Annotated in this window: 12 protein-coding genes; 5 read left to right on the top strand and 7 right to left on the bottom strand. The window is 39.6% G+C overall.

Annotated elements, in window-relative coordinates; translation table 11 throughout:
* Positions 1-7: 7 nt before the first annotated feature.
* Positions 8-934: an HPr(Ser) kinase/phosphatase gene (hprK, locus tag BBI08_RS05275; RefSeq protein ID WP_008496044.1), complete on the bottom strand. Its 927-nt coding sequence runs from the start codon at positions 932-934 to the stop codon at positions 8-10.
* 167 nt (positions 935-1,101) lie between these two features.
* On the opposite strand from hprK, the gene BBI08_RS05270 reads away from it, so the two are divergent.
* From BBI08_RS05270 to BBI08_RS05260, 3 genes are all read left to right on the top strand, one after another.
* Positions 1,102-1,650 carry an N-acetylmuramoyl-L-alanine amidase gene (locus BBI08_RS05270; RefSeq protein WP_065527822.1) on the top strand — a complete coding sequence of 183 codons (549 nt, stop codon included), beginning with the start codon at positions 1,102-1,104 and terminating at the stop codon, positions 1,648-1,650.
* 87 nt (positions 1,651-1,737) lie between these two features.
* Positions 1,738-3,684 (top strand): elongation factor G, encoded by a 1,947-nt coding sequence (locus tag BBI08_RS05265; protein WP_065527821.1) that lies wholly within the window; start codon positions 1,738-1,740, stop codon positions 3,682-3,684.
* Positions 3,685-3,715: 31 nt separating this feature from the next.
* Entirely contained in the window at positions 3,716-4,141 is a 426-nt protein-coding gene (locus BBI08_RS05260) for a DUF1801 domain-containing protein (RefSeq protein ID WP_008496043.1), read from the top strand.
* A 64-nt stretch (positions 4,142-4,205) separates the two neighbouring features.
* Here the strand turns inward: BBI08_RS05260 and BBI08_RS05255 are convergent, their stop codons facing one another.
* The 4 genes from BBI08_RS05255 to BBI08_RS05240 form a co-directional block, all read right to left on the bottom strand.
* On the bottom strand, positions 4,206-5,378 hold the full coding sequence (locus BBI08_RS05255) for a DUF4097 family beta strand repeat-containing protein (protein WP_008496042.1): 1,173 nt from the start codon (positions 5,376-5,378) through the stop codon (positions 4,206-4,208).
* A gap of 99 nt (positions 5,379-5,477) precedes the next feature.
* A complete protein-coding gene (gene uvrA, locus BBI08_RS05250; protein ID WP_008496041.1) occupies positions 5,478-8,360 on the bottom strand; it encodes an excinuclease ABC subunit UvrA in 2,883 nt (960 codons plus the stop codon).
* Between the two features lie 6 nt (positions 8,361-8,366).
* Complete coding sequence (gene uvrB / locus BBI08_RS05245) at positions 8,367-10,349, bottom strand: excinuclease ABC subunit UvrB (protein WP_008496040.1); 1,983 nt, start codon at positions 10,347-10,349, stop codon at positions 8,367-8,369.
* Positions 10,350-10,576: 227 nt separating this feature from the next.
* Entirely contained in the window at positions 10,577-10,819 is a 243-nt protein-coding gene (locus tag BBI08_RS05240; protein ID WP_065527820.1) for an IDEAL domain-containing protein, read from the bottom strand.
* Between the two features lie 177 nt (positions 10,820-10,996).
* Between BBI08_RS05240 and BBI08_RS05235 the strand changes: the two genes are divergently transcribed.
* The gene (locus tag BBI08_RS05235; RefSeq protein WP_008496039.1) at positions 10,997-11,551 is read left to right on the top strand and encodes a competence protein ComK; all 555 of its coding nucleotides are present in this window, start codon (positions 10,997-10,999) and stop codon (positions 11,549-11,551) included.
* 115 nt (positions 11,552-11,666) lie between these two features.
* On the opposite strand, the gene BBI08_RS05230 is transcribed toward BBI08_RS05235, so the two are convergent.
* Positions 11,667-13,283, bottom strand: coding sequence for an ABC1 kinase family protein (locus BBI08_RS05230; protein ID WP_065527819.1), 1,617 nt, complete (start codon positions 13,281-13,283; stop codon positions 11,667-11,669).
* A gap of 101 nt (positions 13,284-13,384) precedes the next feature.
* Here BBI08_RS05230 and BBI08_RS05225 point away from each other — a divergent pair, with 101 nt between their 5' ends.
* Positions 13,385-14,161: an enoyl-CoA hydratase-related protein gene (locus BBI08_RS05225; RefSeq protein WP_008496035.1), complete on the top strand. Its 777-nt coding sequence runs from the start codon at positions 13,385-13,387 to the stop codon at positions 14,159-14,161.
* A 36-nt stretch (positions 14,162-14,197) separates the two neighbouring features.
* Here BBI08_RS05225 and BBI08_RS05220 read toward each other — a convergent pair whose 3' ends face one another.
* A complete protein-coding gene (locus BBI08_RS05220) occupies positions 14,198-15,871 on the bottom strand; it encodes a S9 family peptidase (RefSeq protein WP_065527818.1) in 1,674 nt (557 codons plus the stop codon).
* Positions 15,872-15,907 lie beyond the last annotated feature (36 nt).

Raw genomic sequence — 15,907 nt, 5'->3', positions numbered from 1 at the left:
CATTCGCTTAATTTGTATCTTGTGCAATAACTTCGTTAAGACGATTCGAAAACTCTTCAGCGGCATTAACGCCCATTCGTTTTAGCCGATAGTTCATCGCAGCCACTTCGATAATAACGGATAAATTTCGTCCAGGACGAACCGGAATTGTCAGTTTTGTTAAATCTGTATCAATAATTTTCATCTTTTCTTCTTCTAATCCTAAACGATCATAGGTTTTATCCTGATCCCATATTTCCAAATCAATGACCAATGAAATACGTTTAAATGTACGAACTGCACTCGCACCAAATAACGTCATAATATCAATGATGCCGACTCCACGGATTTCAAGCAAATGTTCGATTAATTTTGGTGCAGATCCAACTAGAGTGTTTTCACCTTCTTGATGAATTTCTACACAGTCATCGGCAACTAAACGATGACCTTTTTTAACCAGTTCAAGCGCTGTTTCACTTTTACCGACTCCACTTTTTCCTGTTAATAAAACACCTACGCCATAAATATCAACAAGTACACCATGAATAGCTGTTGTGGGTGCTAATTTACTTTCCAGAAAGTTGGTCAGTAAACTTGAAAAACGCGTTGTCGACATAGGGGTCGTCATAACCGGTACATGACGGTTGCTCGATGCAGCGATTAATTCTTCCGGAACTGGAACGCCATGTGAAACAATAATTGCCGGCGTATCATCCGTACAAAGTTTCATCATTCGGTCCGAGCGCTCTTTTGGTGTCAACATCGCAAAAAAAGAAAGCTCCGTTTTCCCGAGCAATTGTACACGGTTAGCTGGATAATGAGTAAAATATCCCGCCATTTCCAAACCCGGTCTCGAAATGTCGCTAATAGGAATATGACGGCCGATGCCTTCTTCTCCACTGATTAAATCTAGGTCAAACATTTTCATGACTTGTTTCGTCGTTACTTGCCCCATTCTTAGCTCCTCACTTCCTATCCACACATTATTTCGAATTTTCGTCGAAATAGCTACTATTGCATGCGGTTTGGTTTCATTTTACCATGTATAAAATATATTTGAAGATTTTTGTCCCCACTCTCTTTTCCTTTAGCTATATAAACGGCAAAAGGAGGAGATTCAAAATGAAAATATTAATTGATGCCGGGCACGGTCCAAATACACCAGGAAAGCGCTCACCTGACGGTAAATTGAGAGAGTTTTATTTTAATTCTGCCGTGGCAGAAGAAGTTAAAAAGCAATTGTCACTAGATGGCCATCTTGTTTTTTTCAGTCATCAGAATGATTTTGACGTTCCCTTGCACGAACGAACACAGCTTGCCAATCGCTTGAAAGTAGATTTAGTTGTTTCGATTCATGCTAACGCAGCTGGCCACACCTTTAGCTCTGCAAATGGTGTAGAAACCTTTATTTACAATAAGCCTCAAGAAGCTACACAACGTTTGGCAGCGATGGTTCAACAATCGTTAGTGCTCATAACAGGACGAAAAGATCGCGGCGTCAAACAAGCCGACTTTGCAGTATTGCGAGATACACATATGCCGGCAATTCTCGTGGAATGCGGTTTCATGACACATAAACAAGAAGTTGAATTGCTCAAGTCCCCTCTTTACCGAAAACGTTGCGCTCAAGGAATTTGCTTTGGCATTACCTGCTTTGAAAATAGTCTTTAAAGTTTCAACGCGAAAGCCTCTTCGGCTTTCGCGTTTTTCTTATGGTTAAATTTAAATTCTGCTAAACTAAAGTTAAGAGGTGACAATATGAACAAAACCATTGGAATACTAGCACATGTCGATGCCGGTAAAACCACATTTTCAGAGCAATTGCTTTATCATACAAATAGCATTCGTGAGCGCGGCCGCGTCGATCACCAAAGCGCCTTTCTCGATAGTCACAGCATTGAAAAAAGTCGCGGCATAACAATTTTTGCAGATCAAGCAACTTTTTCTTTTAATGATTCAACTTATTTCCTCATTGATACACCTGGACATGTCGACTTTTCACCTGAAATGGAACGTTCAATTCAAGTAATGGATTATGCCATTATCATCATCAGTGCTGTAGATGGTATTGAAGGTCACACTGAAACCGTTTGGGAACTTCTTCAAAAACACAAAGTCCCCGTTTTTTTCTTCATCAATAAAACCGACCGTGAAGGAGCAAATCCTACGCAAGTGTTAAAAGAAATCCAAACGAATTTTTCAAAAAATGCGTGTGATATTGCGTCTAATTTCCCAAATGGACAGATGAGTGAATCCTTAATCGAATTTATCGCTGAACGAGATGAAGAGTTATTATCGCTTTATTTAGAGTCTGAATATGATGAAAAAATTTGGCTAGAGCGTTTTCAAAGCTTGATTGCTACAAATCAAATTTATCCATGTGCTACGGGTTCAGCTTTGCAGGATACCGGCATTTTGGAATTCTTGCATCAACTTGATCAATTGACGGTCACTGCTTATCAAAAAGATGAGGCATTTGGAGCACGGATTTATAAAATTCGCCACGATGAAAACGGTAATCGAATTTGCTTTTTGAAAGCTTATAGCGGAACACTTAAAGTTCGCGATAAACTATCGTATGGTCCAAAACGTTTAGAAGAAAAAGTCTCACAGATTCGAATGTATAACGGCAAGAAATTTCAAACAGTTGAACAAGCTGTTGCAGGTGAACTGTTCGCAATTGCCGGTTTAACAGAAGCTTCAATTGGTGATGCTATCGGCAATTGCTCTGCCGATACCAAATCTGAAGTTCTTCCTACATTAAAATCCACGGTCCTTTTTGGTTCAATGGTTTCTGTAAAAGAAGTATTGGAGAACTTTCAATTACTAGACGCAGAAGACCCTTCGCTATCGGTTTACTGGGATGAACATTTCCAAAAAATACAAATTCAAGTTATGGGCATTATTCAATTAGAAGTTTTAAAGCAAGTCGTGCTTGAACGTTTTGGTTACTACGTCCAGTTTGGCGATCCTGAAATTCTTTATAAAGAAACAATCGATAACTCTGTTATGGGCTATGGCCATTTCGAACCACTTCGCCACTATGCCGAAGTTCATTTGAAACTAGAACCTGGTGAACGTGGCAGTGGCTTTCAAATTGATAATTTGTGCCACGCAGATGCTTTATCCACTGGCAATCAAAACTTGATACTCCATCACTTAACCGAACGTCATCATCATGGATTATTAACGGGTTCTCCTTTAACTGATGTTAAAGTAACTTTAGTAACGGGGCGCGGACACAATCAACATACGTCTGGGGGAGATTTCCGAGAAGCCACTTTCCGTGCCCTTCGCCAAGGATTAGAACAAGCTCAAAATCGACTACTTGAACCGATGTACCGATTCAAAATCAAAGTAAGTCTCGACCAAATAGGCAAAGTACTATCAGATGTTCAACAAGCTTATGGCAGTTTTGAATCACCCGAAACAATTGATGGCAAATCCACGATTGAAGGCCGTGTACCGGTTGCGACATTTATGAATTACAGCACTGAATTTGCTGCATGGACTCATGGTAAAGGGGCACTCAGTTTACTATTTGACGGGTATGACTTATGCCATAATCAAGCTCAAGTCACTGCTCAAATAGATTATGACAAAAATATCGATCCGCTCTATACCTCTACTTCTATTTTTTGTGCTAAAGGTCAAGGTTATAAAGTTCCATGGGACGAAGCAGAAAAAGCCATGCACTGTTTATAAAATCAGATTTAGATGAAAAGAGGGATTGAATATGTACGAGCCTAAAACAAAAGAAACCGATGCAGACGTTATTGAATTTATCGAATCGGTTGAGTCTGCTAAAAAACGGCAAGATGCTTATAAATTACTAGAACTATTTGAGCAAACAAGTGGATATCCCCCTAAAATGTGGGGACCTAGCATTATCGGCTTTGGCTCTTATCATTATGTATACAAAACGGGTCATAAAGGCGATGCTCCACTTGTCGGTTTTTCTCCTCGAAAAGCGAAAATCAGCTTGTATTTTGCGACCGGTGATGAAAATCGTGGCCCGCTACTTGAGAAATTCGGCAAGCATACTAGTGGAAAATCTTGTGTCTATATTAATAAAATAGAAGACATCGACCTTGAAGTTCTTCAACAATTAATCAAACAATCAATTGAGTTTTTGCAAGGTCTATATCCAGAGAAAAAATAATGATGTTGATACTTGCCACAAAAAAAGCCGACACAAGTCACACTTGTGTCGGCTTTCCTATTATTTATTCGATTGTTAAATAACGAAGCAAAACGGATCCTGTTTTGGTTTCACCGTAAACTAATAACGGAGCTGCAGCCGGTTCTGTTCCTTGTTTCGAGAAACGAATCGACTTTTGCATAAACTGTCCTTGCTCATGTGTAGCATCGATATCCGAAAGCAACACATCCATTTTGCCTAGGTTAGATGAAACTTCACCTTTTAACGGCAAGTGAGCTGGAATGTAAATTTCTACATTGCCTGCTAACGTCTTTGTTTCAAGTTTACGCGCTTCTTTACATCTTGTTGTAGCAACAATATTGCCATTCAGCGACTTGGCAACGATGGTTTGGATATCGCCATCAACATAAATGCGACCATTTAAAGTTTCAGCTTCTAATACTTTCCCTTTAGTTTCATTTACATGAATCGCACCATTAGCAGTTTCTAATTCTGCATCTGCAAACTCTACATTTTTCAAATCAATTTTGCCATTTGCAGTTTTTACTTTTACCAATTCAGCATTTAATCGTTTCATGGTAAATCCACCATTAAACAAGCGCGCTGTAATGTGCTCATAAGCAGCATCAGGTACATAAAGAACTACATTTACTTGCGTCGTTTTCAAGTCACTAATGATCCGTAACTTGTGATCATCCGCGATAAATACAAATTTATCAAGAAAATCTTCTTTGGCATGCGCTGCAGATTCTGAACGATAAGCTTTTACGCTACACTCTGCACGCAATAAACCATCTTGTGATGGGAAAATCTCCAATTGGCCATTCGCAATATCTGCAATGATTGTATTCAAATCGGTCATTTCATCAGTAAAGGTATGACTGAATTGAACAGCTTCCCCAAATGGCGAATCAAACTCCATTGTTTTCAACTTGCCGACAGAAGTTTGCATAAACTCCATCATGCGATTGCCAAAGTCATTAATGTCGCGTGAGACATTCTTTGAGACGTTTTTCGATACATTTTTCGAAAAATCTTGCGACACTTTTTTCACAATATCTTCGGGTCTGAAAAACCCACGCTTGCTTGATTTGTCTCGTTGAGTGTTCCGGCCATAATTGGGTTCATTTGAAGAAGAACTATTGCCATCTATCGCGCGCAACAACTCAACTGCTTCACGTGCTGAAATCGTACCGTTCTCAACCATGTCTAAAATGCGTTCTTTTTCGCTTTGCATGTATTGCGGCCTCCTCTTTTTCTGAATATCAATAAGCTAAAGCTTACCTAACAAACAGATAGGTTCTGTTACTAAATACGTTTGTTAGCGAGAAAAGTTTCATTTAACTACTTTTTTCTTACGACTTGCGCCTTTAACTAAGGACTCCATACGCGCCCGGTCCCGTTCAAGAATTGGTTTTAAATACTTGCCAGTATAAGAATTATCAACAGCTGCAATTTCTTCAGGAGTACCTGTTGCCAAAATGGTTCCGCCTTTGTCTCCACCTTCAGGGCCTAGATCAATAATATGATCTGCTGTCTTAATAACATCTAGATTATGTTCAATGGTCAATACAGTATCGCCATTTTCTACAAGACGCTGTAACACTAGCAGTAGCCGCGAAATATCATCGGCATGAAGACCAGTTGTTGGTTCATCCAAAATGTAGAAGGATTTACCGTTTGAACGTTTATGAAGCTCTGAAGCTAGCTTCACGCGTTGCGCCTCTCCTCCTGATAATGTTGTGGCAGGTTGCCCCATCGTAATGTAACCCAATCCCACATCGACAATGGTCTGCAGTTTCCGGTTAATCTTTGGAATGTTTTCAAAAAATGATAAAGCGTCTTCTACCGTCATAGCCAGTACATCGGCAATGCTTTTATTTTTATATTTCACTTCCAAAGTTTCTCGGTTATACCGTTTACCGTGGCAAATTTCGCAAGGCACATAAACATCCGGAAGGAAATGCATTTCTATTTTTATAATACCATCCCCACGACAAGCTTCACAGCGACCGCCCTTGACGTTGAAACTGAAACGTCCTTTTTTATACCCCCGAACTTTTGCTTCGTTCGTTGTGGCGTAAACATCTCGTACATCATCAAAAACGCCTGTATAAGTTGCAGGGTTTGAGCGAGGTGTTCGACCAATTGGCGACTGATCGATTTCGATGACTTTTTCTAACTCTTCAGTTCCTTCGATTGAATCGAATTGTCCTGGCTTTGCTTTAGCTCGATTTAATCGATGTGCCAAAGTTTTATAAAGAATTTCATTTATCAACGTACTTTTCCCTGAGCCTGAAACACCTGTAACAGCTGTAAATAACCCAAGCGGAATATCAACATCTACTTTTTTCAAGTTATTTTGGTTAGCTCCACGAATTGCTATTTTTCGATCGCTTGGCGTTCTTCGCTCTGCCGGCAATGGAATAAACTTCTTGCCGCTTAAATATTGTCCAGTTAATGATTTTTTGTTTTTCATCACCTTATCTGGTGTCCCCGCAGCAATAATTTCGCCACCATGAACTCCTGCTCCTGGCCCAACATCGATTAAATAATCTGCTGCCAACATGGTATCTTCATCATGTTCGACGACAATTAACGTATTTCCGATGTCCCGCATACTTTTAAGCGTCTCAATCAATCGGTCATTATCACGCTGATGCAAGCCAATTGAGGGTTCATCCAAAATATACAATACGCCAGTCAACCTTGAGCCAATTTGAGTTGCTAAACGAATTCGTTGCGCTTCTCCCCCTGATAAAGTTCCAGAGGCACGGTTTAACGTAAGGTAGTCTAAACCGACATTGATCAAGAAACCAATCCGCTCTTGAATTTCCCGTAATATCAATTTCGCAATTTGCATATCTTTTTCCGATAATTTTAGTTGATCGAAAAATTCATATGCTTCTACAATAGAAAACTCCGCTACTGTCCCGATGTGCAAGTTATTCACTTTTACTGATAAAGATTCCGGTTTTAAACGATACCCTTCACACGTAGGACATGCTTGTTGCCCCATGTATTTTTCCATTTGCTCACGAATATAGTCAGATGACGTTTCACGGTAGCGCCGATCAACGTTCGAAAGGACTCCCTCAAACTGAATATGATTATCTCGAATTTGGCCATAATCATTTTCGTAACGGAAACGAATTTTATCTTCTCCAGATCCACGCATAATGACATTTATATATTCTTCGGGCAACTCACTGACCGGAATATCCATATCGATTTTATAATGCTGACAAACAGCTTTTAGTAATTGTGGATAATATTGCGAACTCGTCGGCTGCCATGGCACAATCGCCCCTTTATTTAATGACACATTCCAATCAGGAATGACGAGTTCAGGATCAACTTCGAGCTTCATCCCTAAGCCATCACATTCTGGACAAGCACCAAAAGGTGAGTTGAACGAAAACATTCTCGGTTCTAATTCACCGATGGAAAATCCACAAATCGGACAAGCATGATGTTCACTAAACAATAACTCTTCTTTTTCCATTACATCTACTAATACCCGTCCATCTGCTAATCGTAGAGCAGATTCTAAAGAATCACTTAACCGTGGGGCGATCCCTTCTTTAATAATAATCCGGTCAATGACTACTTCGATATTATGCTTTTTGTTTTTATCCAATGTAATATCGTCATCTAAATCAATTAATTCTCCATTCACACGAACACGGACATAACCTTGCTTTTTAATGTCTTCAAGTAATTTAACATGAGTACCTTTTCGACCAGATACAATCGGCGCCAAAATCTGCATTTTGGTGCGCTCTGGATATTCTACAATACGATCTACCATCTGCTCAATTGTTTGTGATGAAATCTCAATGCCGTGATTCGGACAAATCGGTTTGCCAATCCGTGCGAACATCAAACGCATATAATCGTAAATTTCTGTTACAGTTGCCACTGTAGATCGTGGGTTTTTACTCGTGGTTTTCTGATCTATTGAAATGGCTGGTGATAAACCTTCGATTAAATCGACATCTGGCTTATCCATTTGCCCTAGAAATTGGCGTGCATAAGCAGACAGTGACTCAACATATCGCCGTTGACCTTCTGCATAAATCGTATCAAATGCTAATGATGATTTACCAGACCCTGACAAACCCGTCATAACGACAAGTTTGTCACGCGGAATGACAACATCAATATTTTTTAAATTATGTGCGCGTGCACCTTGTATGCGTATTTCCTGTTTCTTCACCTTGCATCATCCTTCCGCTTTCAATTCAAGCACCGTATCCCGCAATTCTGCAGCACGTTCGAAGTCGAGTGCTTTTGCAGCTTCTTTCATTTCTGTTTCCAACAAGCTGATCAGTTTTACGCGCTCTTCTTTTTTGAGCTTCTTGCCTGATACTGCTTTTGAAATATATTCTTCTGACTCTTCTGCCGCGTTTGTTGCACGGATGACGTCACGAATTTTCTTCTGTATGGTAATTGGCGTGACACCATGTTTTTCGTTGTATTCTGCTTGAATGGTGCGACGGCGTGTCGTTTCGTCCATCGCTTTTTGCATCGAATCGGTTATTCTGTCAGCATACATGATGACTTGACCATTTGCGTTTCTTGCTGCACGTCCCATCGTTTGAATAAGTGCTCGCTCAGAACGTAAAAATCCTTCTTTGTCAGCATCCAAAATGGTCACTAACGAAACTTCTGGAATATCTAGTCCTTCACGCAGTAAGTTAATCCCCACAAGTACATCATAGACACCCATTCGCAATTCGCGAATAATTTCAATCCGTTCGAGTGTTTTGATTTCGGAGTGCAAGTAATTAACTTTGATGCCTGCGTCTTTTAAATAAGCCGTTAAATCTTCCGACATTTTTTTCGTTAAAGTCGTGACTAATACACGTTCATTTTTTTCCGCTCGTTGACGAATTTGGTCCATCAAATCATCAATTTGCCCTTCAATTGGACGAATTTCAATTGTCGGATCAAGCAATCCTGTCGGACGAATAATCTGTTCAACCATTTCTGGCGTATGTTCTAATTCATACGGACCTGGTGTTGCGGATACGAATACCGCTTGACTAATATGTTCTTCAAACTCTGTAAATGTTAACGGGCGATTATCCATTGCTGAAGGCAAACGGAACCCGTGATCAACTAATACTTTTTTACGCGCTTGATCACCATTAAACATCCCACGGACTTGCGGCAAAGTTACGTGGCTTTCATCCACTACTAATAAAAAGTCTTCTGGGAAATAATCAATTAATGTATAAGGCTGTGCTCCTGCAGGACGAAGTGTCAAATGACGTGAGTAGTTTTCAATCCCCGAACAAAAGCCCATCTCCCGCATCATTTCTAAATCATAGCGTGTGCGCTGTTCAAGTCGCTGTGCTTCTAATAATTTATCTTCCGCACGCATTTCCTTCAGACGTTCTTCTAATTCAACTTCAATATTTTCAATGGCTTTGACCATTTTATCTTCACGTGTCACAAAGTGAGATGCTGGGAAAATGGCAACATGGTCACGTTCACCAATAATTTCACCAGTCAGTGCATCTACTTCACGAATGCGATCAATCTCATCACCAAAAAATTCAACACGTAAACATCTTTCATCACGTGACGCTGGGAATATTTCTACCACATCGCCACGGACACGGAATGTCCCACGGATAAAGTTGATATCGTTACGCTCGTATTGAACATCCACTAATTTTCTTAATAATTGATTGCGCTCGATTTCCATTCCTTTACGTAAAGAAACGACCAATTCACGGTATTCTTTTGGCGATCCAAGTCCATAAATACAAGAAACTGATGCGATGACAATAACATCATCACGTTCAAATAACGAACTTGTTGCAGAGTGACGCAGTTTGTCAATTTCATCGTTAATGCTCGCGTCTTTTTCTATAAATGTATCTGATTGTGGCACATATGCCTCGGGTTGATAATAATCATAATAACTAACAAAATACTCTACAGCATTATCGGGGAAAAATTCTTTAAATTCGCTGTAGAGCTGCCCTGCTAAAGTTTTATTGTGAGCCATAACAAGGGTTGGCTTTTTCACTTGCTGGATGACGTTTGACATTGTATAGGTTTTCCCTGTACCCGTTGCTCCCAATAATGTTTGGCAACGCTTGCCGTCGATGATGCCTTGGGTCAATTCAGCAATCGCTTGTGGCTGATCTCCCGCGGGTTCATATGGTGCTTGCAAATTAAATTCTTGTTTCATAATGAGGCATCCTCCCATTCTTTCAATACATCTACTTTAACATATGCCCTAAAAAACCACTAATAAAAAGCGAACATATGTTTTTTAATGCAAATTAAGAAAAAAATACCTAGAAATAGAAAGTTGCTAGTACATTCATAAAGGAATCGCCTTCTCTTAATGAGCATAGAAAAAGGGAACTAGATTATATCTAGTTCCCTTTTTCTAGCTATTTTTTAAACAGCTATTTATTCCGTTTCTTCGTGATTTAAAATTTGTAATTGAGTTGTGTATTTAGTGAACGCTTTTTGATCATGATTGTCCAGGGCTTCATCGATGAGTGCCATTAGCTGTTCTTCCTGTTGAGAACGATGAACATGTTTTAAGAACAGATCTAAATAGATATCATTTAGCAGCTTTTCAGCTTCCGTAATTTTTTTTGTTTGAGCCATTGCCTTCATGAAATCAGCATAAGAATAATAGTTTTCCATTCTTCTTCACCCCGAATGCTTTTCATTAGTATACATGAAAGGAATAATAAAAATCAAGACTTATTTGAAAATTACAATTAAACAGAAAAAAGTTTATTTTCAATCTAATTAACGTTGCCAAATTTCCATTTTTTATTATAATAGGATATGTAAAGTAAATTTAGGGGGTTATTCTTCATGAGTAAAAAGAATCACAGACCGTCTTCGTATACGATTTGCACAAATACGTATGCCCTTTTACCCTATACGGACGGCCATCGCACCTGGATGCGTGTGATTGAAGACCGCAATGAATTTGTGGTTGAAGACGCTGTTTACAAAACGGTAACCACTTCTTGCCGCTTTTATCGTGCGTCATTAGAAAGCGCCACACTTTATGCTCAAAAAGCTGTCGGTGTAAAACATAAGCCCCCCATTATTGTAGGCGAGTATTACGGCAATCCACTCATTTTCTTTCCGACACACTCTCCTAAAAACAAAGAATGCGTTTGGTTTAATTACGATGCCATCGACCTTATCGAAAGTGACAGCAGCGGCAAGGGAAGTATCATTTATTTAAGCAATAACTTAACCGTTTATTTAGATGTATCGCCTATTGCTTTACGTAATCAACATTCTTTCGCCGGATCCCTTCGTCGTTTTTTCAAAAAGGCGCAGCGTGTTCATAATCGTCCGATGGCTTATGTGACAACACGGACATTTCCCCCACGCAAACAGCAGCCTCTTGAGTGAATGTTTTACTCATTTTAAATGGCAACGTAAAAGAGCTTTTGATTAAAGTTAAAGACTTTAATCGAAAGCTCTTTTGTTAGTATCTTTATGTTGTTTCGTGGCGTTTTCGCTTTTTTTACTTTATCGAACGATATGCCCACAGAGAGCCTACGAAAAATACCGAAGAAACCCACATATAAGGTTCGTTCCAGAACCAAACGGAGACGGAAATTCCGACAAAAGACAGGATTGTGAAAACTCCAGCAAACATACGAGATTGTAAATCACGTCGGTATTCACGTTCCTTGCCATCCCGATTTTCAATATAGCGACGGAGACGCTCTGGTTCTTCTAAATAATTGATCACTTTCTGAGGAAAGACGCGTAATGGACCTGTTCCATTTAATACCCAGCGTAAGATGTCTTCTTTACCGAACATCCCTTTGCCTTCTTTTTGTGACGAAGCCCATTCCAGAATTCGTGGTCGAGCCAATGCCATTAAATCTACATTTGGATCTAAGATATGCAAGACACCGACAAAAATAGAAGTTGCTCGTCCAAAAAAGGCAAATTCAGCTGGTAATTGAACCGGTTGTGTTCGAACAATGTCTTGAATATCATCAAGTAACCGCTCTACTACAAAACTATCCATCTGTGACAATTCGTTTGATTCGTATGCTGCCACAAGTCGTGATATGGCGTCCTCTAACACGACGCGATCTGCCTGGGGCAATAAAAAGCGTAATTCTTCCAATGAATCCAGTACTTGCTCGTAATTTTTGAAAATAATTCCTTCTGCTGCACGTAATACAGATTGGGAATCTTTTTTTGTAATCGTACCGATCATCCCAAAATCGATCAACACAATTCCGCCATTTGGTTCAAGTAAAATATTTCCCCCATGAGGGTCGGCATGGAATTGACCGCCGTATAAAATTTGTTCCAAAAACAAAATAAACAAACGTTCGGATATTTCATGACGATCTAATTCGTTTTTTTCGATAAATGCTAAATCTGTAATTCGCGCTCCTTCAATCCATTCCATCACCAGCACGCGACGTGTGGTGAATTCATCGAAATACATCGGAATCCGGACTCCTTCCATTGCATCAAAGCGATCGGAAAAAGAACGGCCATTTTGAAGTTCTTTCAAAAAATTTAATTCGTTGCCAATGGTTTCTGTCATCTCCACGTATAATTGCTTAAAGTCAATTTGTTTTCCATACGGTGTGAATTTTTCAGCTAGCCATATCACAATGCGAATGGCTTTAAAGTCAGCGCGTAATATCCGATCGGTTCCTGGTCGCTGAACTTTGACGGCGACTTCCAACCCATTTTTCAGTACCCCTTTGTATACTTCACCAATTGAAGCAGAAGCGATTGCTGATTCTGATAAATGGTCCAAGTATTCCGTATGGGGCGTATTCCATTCTTGTTCAAGCACTGAGATGATGTCCTGTCTTGGAACAGAAGGTACACGGTCTATTAGCCCTTCTAACTCTTCGAGAAACGATGGCGGCATGATATCCGCTCGTGTTGAGAGAAACTGCCCAAGTTTAATCATAAGGCCACCTAGCTTTAATGCGAGGTTCTTATATTCTTTTGCTTGCTTTGTAATCATCTCATTCCATCTTTTTTCAACTAGCGGAGTCCATTTGCCTCGATTGCGCTTTTGGAAAATCGTTACTTGTAAAAAGATCTTGACTGCCAGCCAGACAATCCGGAAGATGCGTATAAACGTTATTTGATTCATAAATGCAGTCCCTCCCATGGAGTTCATTATAGAGTCTGATGGCGAAATAGTCCAAAAAGTGATATGTTTTTAATGGATGGAACGATACAAGGGGGATGAAAATGGACACAATTCATTATGAACAACAAAACAATTTGGCTTTTATTACGTTAAACAGACCCGAGGCCATGAATGCCTTTAACTATGACATGTTAAACGAGCTGGGTCAGGTTGTAGAAGCAATCCGCATCAATCCAGATATCCGTGTTGTTGTTTTCACTGGTGCAGGGGAAAAAGCATTCAGTGTGGGTGCGGACTTGAAAGAACGCAAAAATTTAACTGACCAACATGTTAAACGCAATATCTACAAAATCGGAGAAGTGTTTTCCACAATCGAAAACTTGCCACAACCAACTATTGCTATGATTAATGGTTTTGCATTTGGAGGGGGAATGGAACTAGCACTCGCTTGTGATTTCCGAATTGCTACAGATGATACACTTCTAGGACTAACTGAAACGAGTTTAGGAATTATTCCCGGAGCTGGCGGCACTCAACGTCTTCCTCGTTTGATCGGTGAAACAAAAGCATTAGAGTTAATATTGACTGCACGTCGCTTAAAATCTGTTGAAGCATTGGATTATGGATTATTAACACGAGTCACCACACGTGATGAACTTGCTGAAGTAACTGGCAATTTTTCAGATGCCATTCTTGCAAATGGCCCAATCGCACTTCAACAAGCAAAATTCGCAATTAAAAACGGCATGAACACTGATTTACATACTGGCCTTCAAATCGAACGTAAGGCTTATGAAATCACTATACCCACTGAAGACCGAGTTGAAGCTCTTACCGCTTTTGGAGAAAAAAGAAAACCTGTGTTTAAAGGGAAATAGTCATAAAAAAAGAGCGGCTTTTTCAGCCGCTTTTTTCTATACGTATTTTTTCACCCAACTTATAATTTGTTCTAAACGTTCAATGCGATGACTTGGTTTATACACATATGAATCATTCATGGACGTTTCTAGAAAACGGACAAATTTTGTATCCTTCTCCATGCTTTCTAATTTTAAAGCCAATTGTTCTGTTTTCTCACTTGTAAAACGATCTGGTTTTTTCCTGTAAAGAAAAAGCAACTTCGTTAACAGACCACCGTAACTATCTCCTATTACAGCTAATTGATTCTCATCGACCCATTCAATTGTTTCTACCACTTCAGCTACTGCATTCATCGTATCTTTATAAGCAACATCTCTTCCTATTTTTGCAAACTCCTGACTATAGCCATGGCTTCCACTTGGATTAACATAAAGAACACCATAACCTTGTGCTGCAAGTAATTGCAGTTCATGATAAAAGGTATTCGCAAACATCCCATGAGCACCATCGTGAACTTTGACGATTAACGGATACTTTTCACCTTCTTGCATACCGATTGGTTTAATCAACCAACTGTGTACCGACTCAATTGAGCCCGAGGTAATCGTCGGTTGACCTTCGCGCAACTGGGTACTTTCAACATAATCCTCATTAAAAGACGTTAGCACTTCATATTCTCCCGTTGTAATCTGTAAGCGGTATAACTCTCCTGGTTGAGTCATCGTGCTAATAGCAAGAATCGCAAATTCACCCTCTTGTGAAACATCGTAGCCAACAACATGCTCCATTTCAGGAGATGCTGGAAAAATCATCCCATCGAGCGATGCAAAATATAGACGGACATCGCCCATAGTGGATACTTGGAAATACAAATGATCATCTTTCGTCCAGACAGGCTTCCCTGCAGTTATTTCTTGATAATCACTTATTGCGTAATCTCCCACAGGCACATCTAAACCTTCTGTTAAACAACTATTCGTTTGATTTTGTAAATCTGCGATATAAAGCTCTTTATGAGTAGCATCACCGTATTGTCGCATGTTTCCAAAATACGCGAGCTTTGAGTCATCATGTGAAAAAGTCACACCACTAAAATGACCTTGGTTTTCTGTAAGCATTTTTTGTTCTTGTGTTTCAAGATTATATAAACAAAGAGGTTGACCAGGTACAAGATCATGTTTTTTTTCTTTTACTACCGCATAAACTAATTTTCCCCCATCATGCGATACGGCTTCTAAGCGATAATGACAATCCCCCGCTAGTACGGGTTCTACCTTTTTCGACTCAATCGTTAAAAACCCTATTTGTTGGTAGAGTAGATTTGCGGTTTGTTCTTTATCTAGGACACCATTAACCCAAATCTTTTTTCCACAAGGCGACCATTGGAATCGCTCTATGCCACTTTCTAAATTAGTCATTTTGTTTATTTGTCCGTCCGCTAACGATAAAACGAACAATTGCTTATGGCCATCTTCTTCTACTAAATATGCGACAGCTGTACCGTCTGCAGACCACTGCGGCGAACTGATTTGGCTTTTGTCAAAAGTCCATTGTCTATGCTGACGCGTTTCCAAACCGATATGATAAAGATTCGCGTTATATGCATTTTCCTGCTCATCTATTGTGGTATGAACGAATACTGCACTTTTGCCATCTGGTGATATTTGAGGATCGGTTACAGAAACCACTGTTGTGATATCTTGAATTTCTACTGTTTTTTTCACCATTCATTCCCCTTCTTACATCTGACTTTTCCTATATAC

Origin of the sequence: Planococcus halocryophilus (assembly GCF_001687585.2) — a bacterium.
GTDB classification, from domain to species: domain Bacteria; phylum Bacillota; class Bacilli; order Bacillales_A; family Planococcaceae; genus Planococcus; species Planococcus halocryophilus.
This window is presented reverse-complemented; position numbering and strand designations above follow the sequence as displayed.

Coding starts and splice junctions, on each gene's coding strand:
- hprK (WP_008496044.1), bottom strand. CDS start 934: ATGGGGCAAGTAACGACGAAACAAGTCATGAAAATGTTTGACCTAGAT.
- BBI08_RS05270 (WP_065527822.1), top strand. CDS start 1,102: ATGAAAATATTAATTGATGCCGGGCACGGTCCAAATACACCAGGAAAG.
- BBI08_RS05265 (WP_065527821.1), top strand. CDS start 1,738: ATGAACAAAACCATTGGAATACTAGCACATGTCGATGCCGGTAAAACC.
- BBI08_RS05260 (WP_008496043.1), top strand. CDS start 3,716: ATGTACGAGCCTAAAACAAAAGAAACCGATGCAGACGTTATTGAATTT.
- BBI08_RS05255 (WP_008496042.1), bottom strand. CDS start 5,378: ATGCAAAGCGAAAAAGAACGCATTTTAGACATGGTTGAGAACGGTACG.
- uvrB (WP_008496040.1), bottom strand. CDS start 10,349: ATGAAACAAGAATTTAATTTGCAAGCACCATATGAACCCGCGGGAGAT.
- BBI08_RS05240 (WP_065527820.1), bottom strand. CDS start 10,819: ATGGAAAACTATTATTCTTATGCTGATTTCATGAAGGCAATGGCTCAA.
- BBI08_RS05235 (WP_008496039.1), top strand. CDS start 10,997: ATGAGTAAAAAGAATCACAGACCGTCTTCGTATACGATTTGCACAAAT.
- BBI08_RS05230 (WP_065527819.1), bottom strand. CDS start 13,283: ATGAATCAAATAACGTTTATACGCATCTTCCGGATTGTCTGGCTGGCA.
- BBI08_RS05225 (WP_008496035.1), top strand. CDS start 13,385: ATGGACACAATTCATTATGAACAACAAAACAATTTGGCTTTTATTACG.
- BBI08_RS05220 (WP_065527818.1), bottom strand. CDS start 15,871: ATGGTGAAAAAAACAGTAGAAATTCAAGATATCACAACAGTGGTTTCT.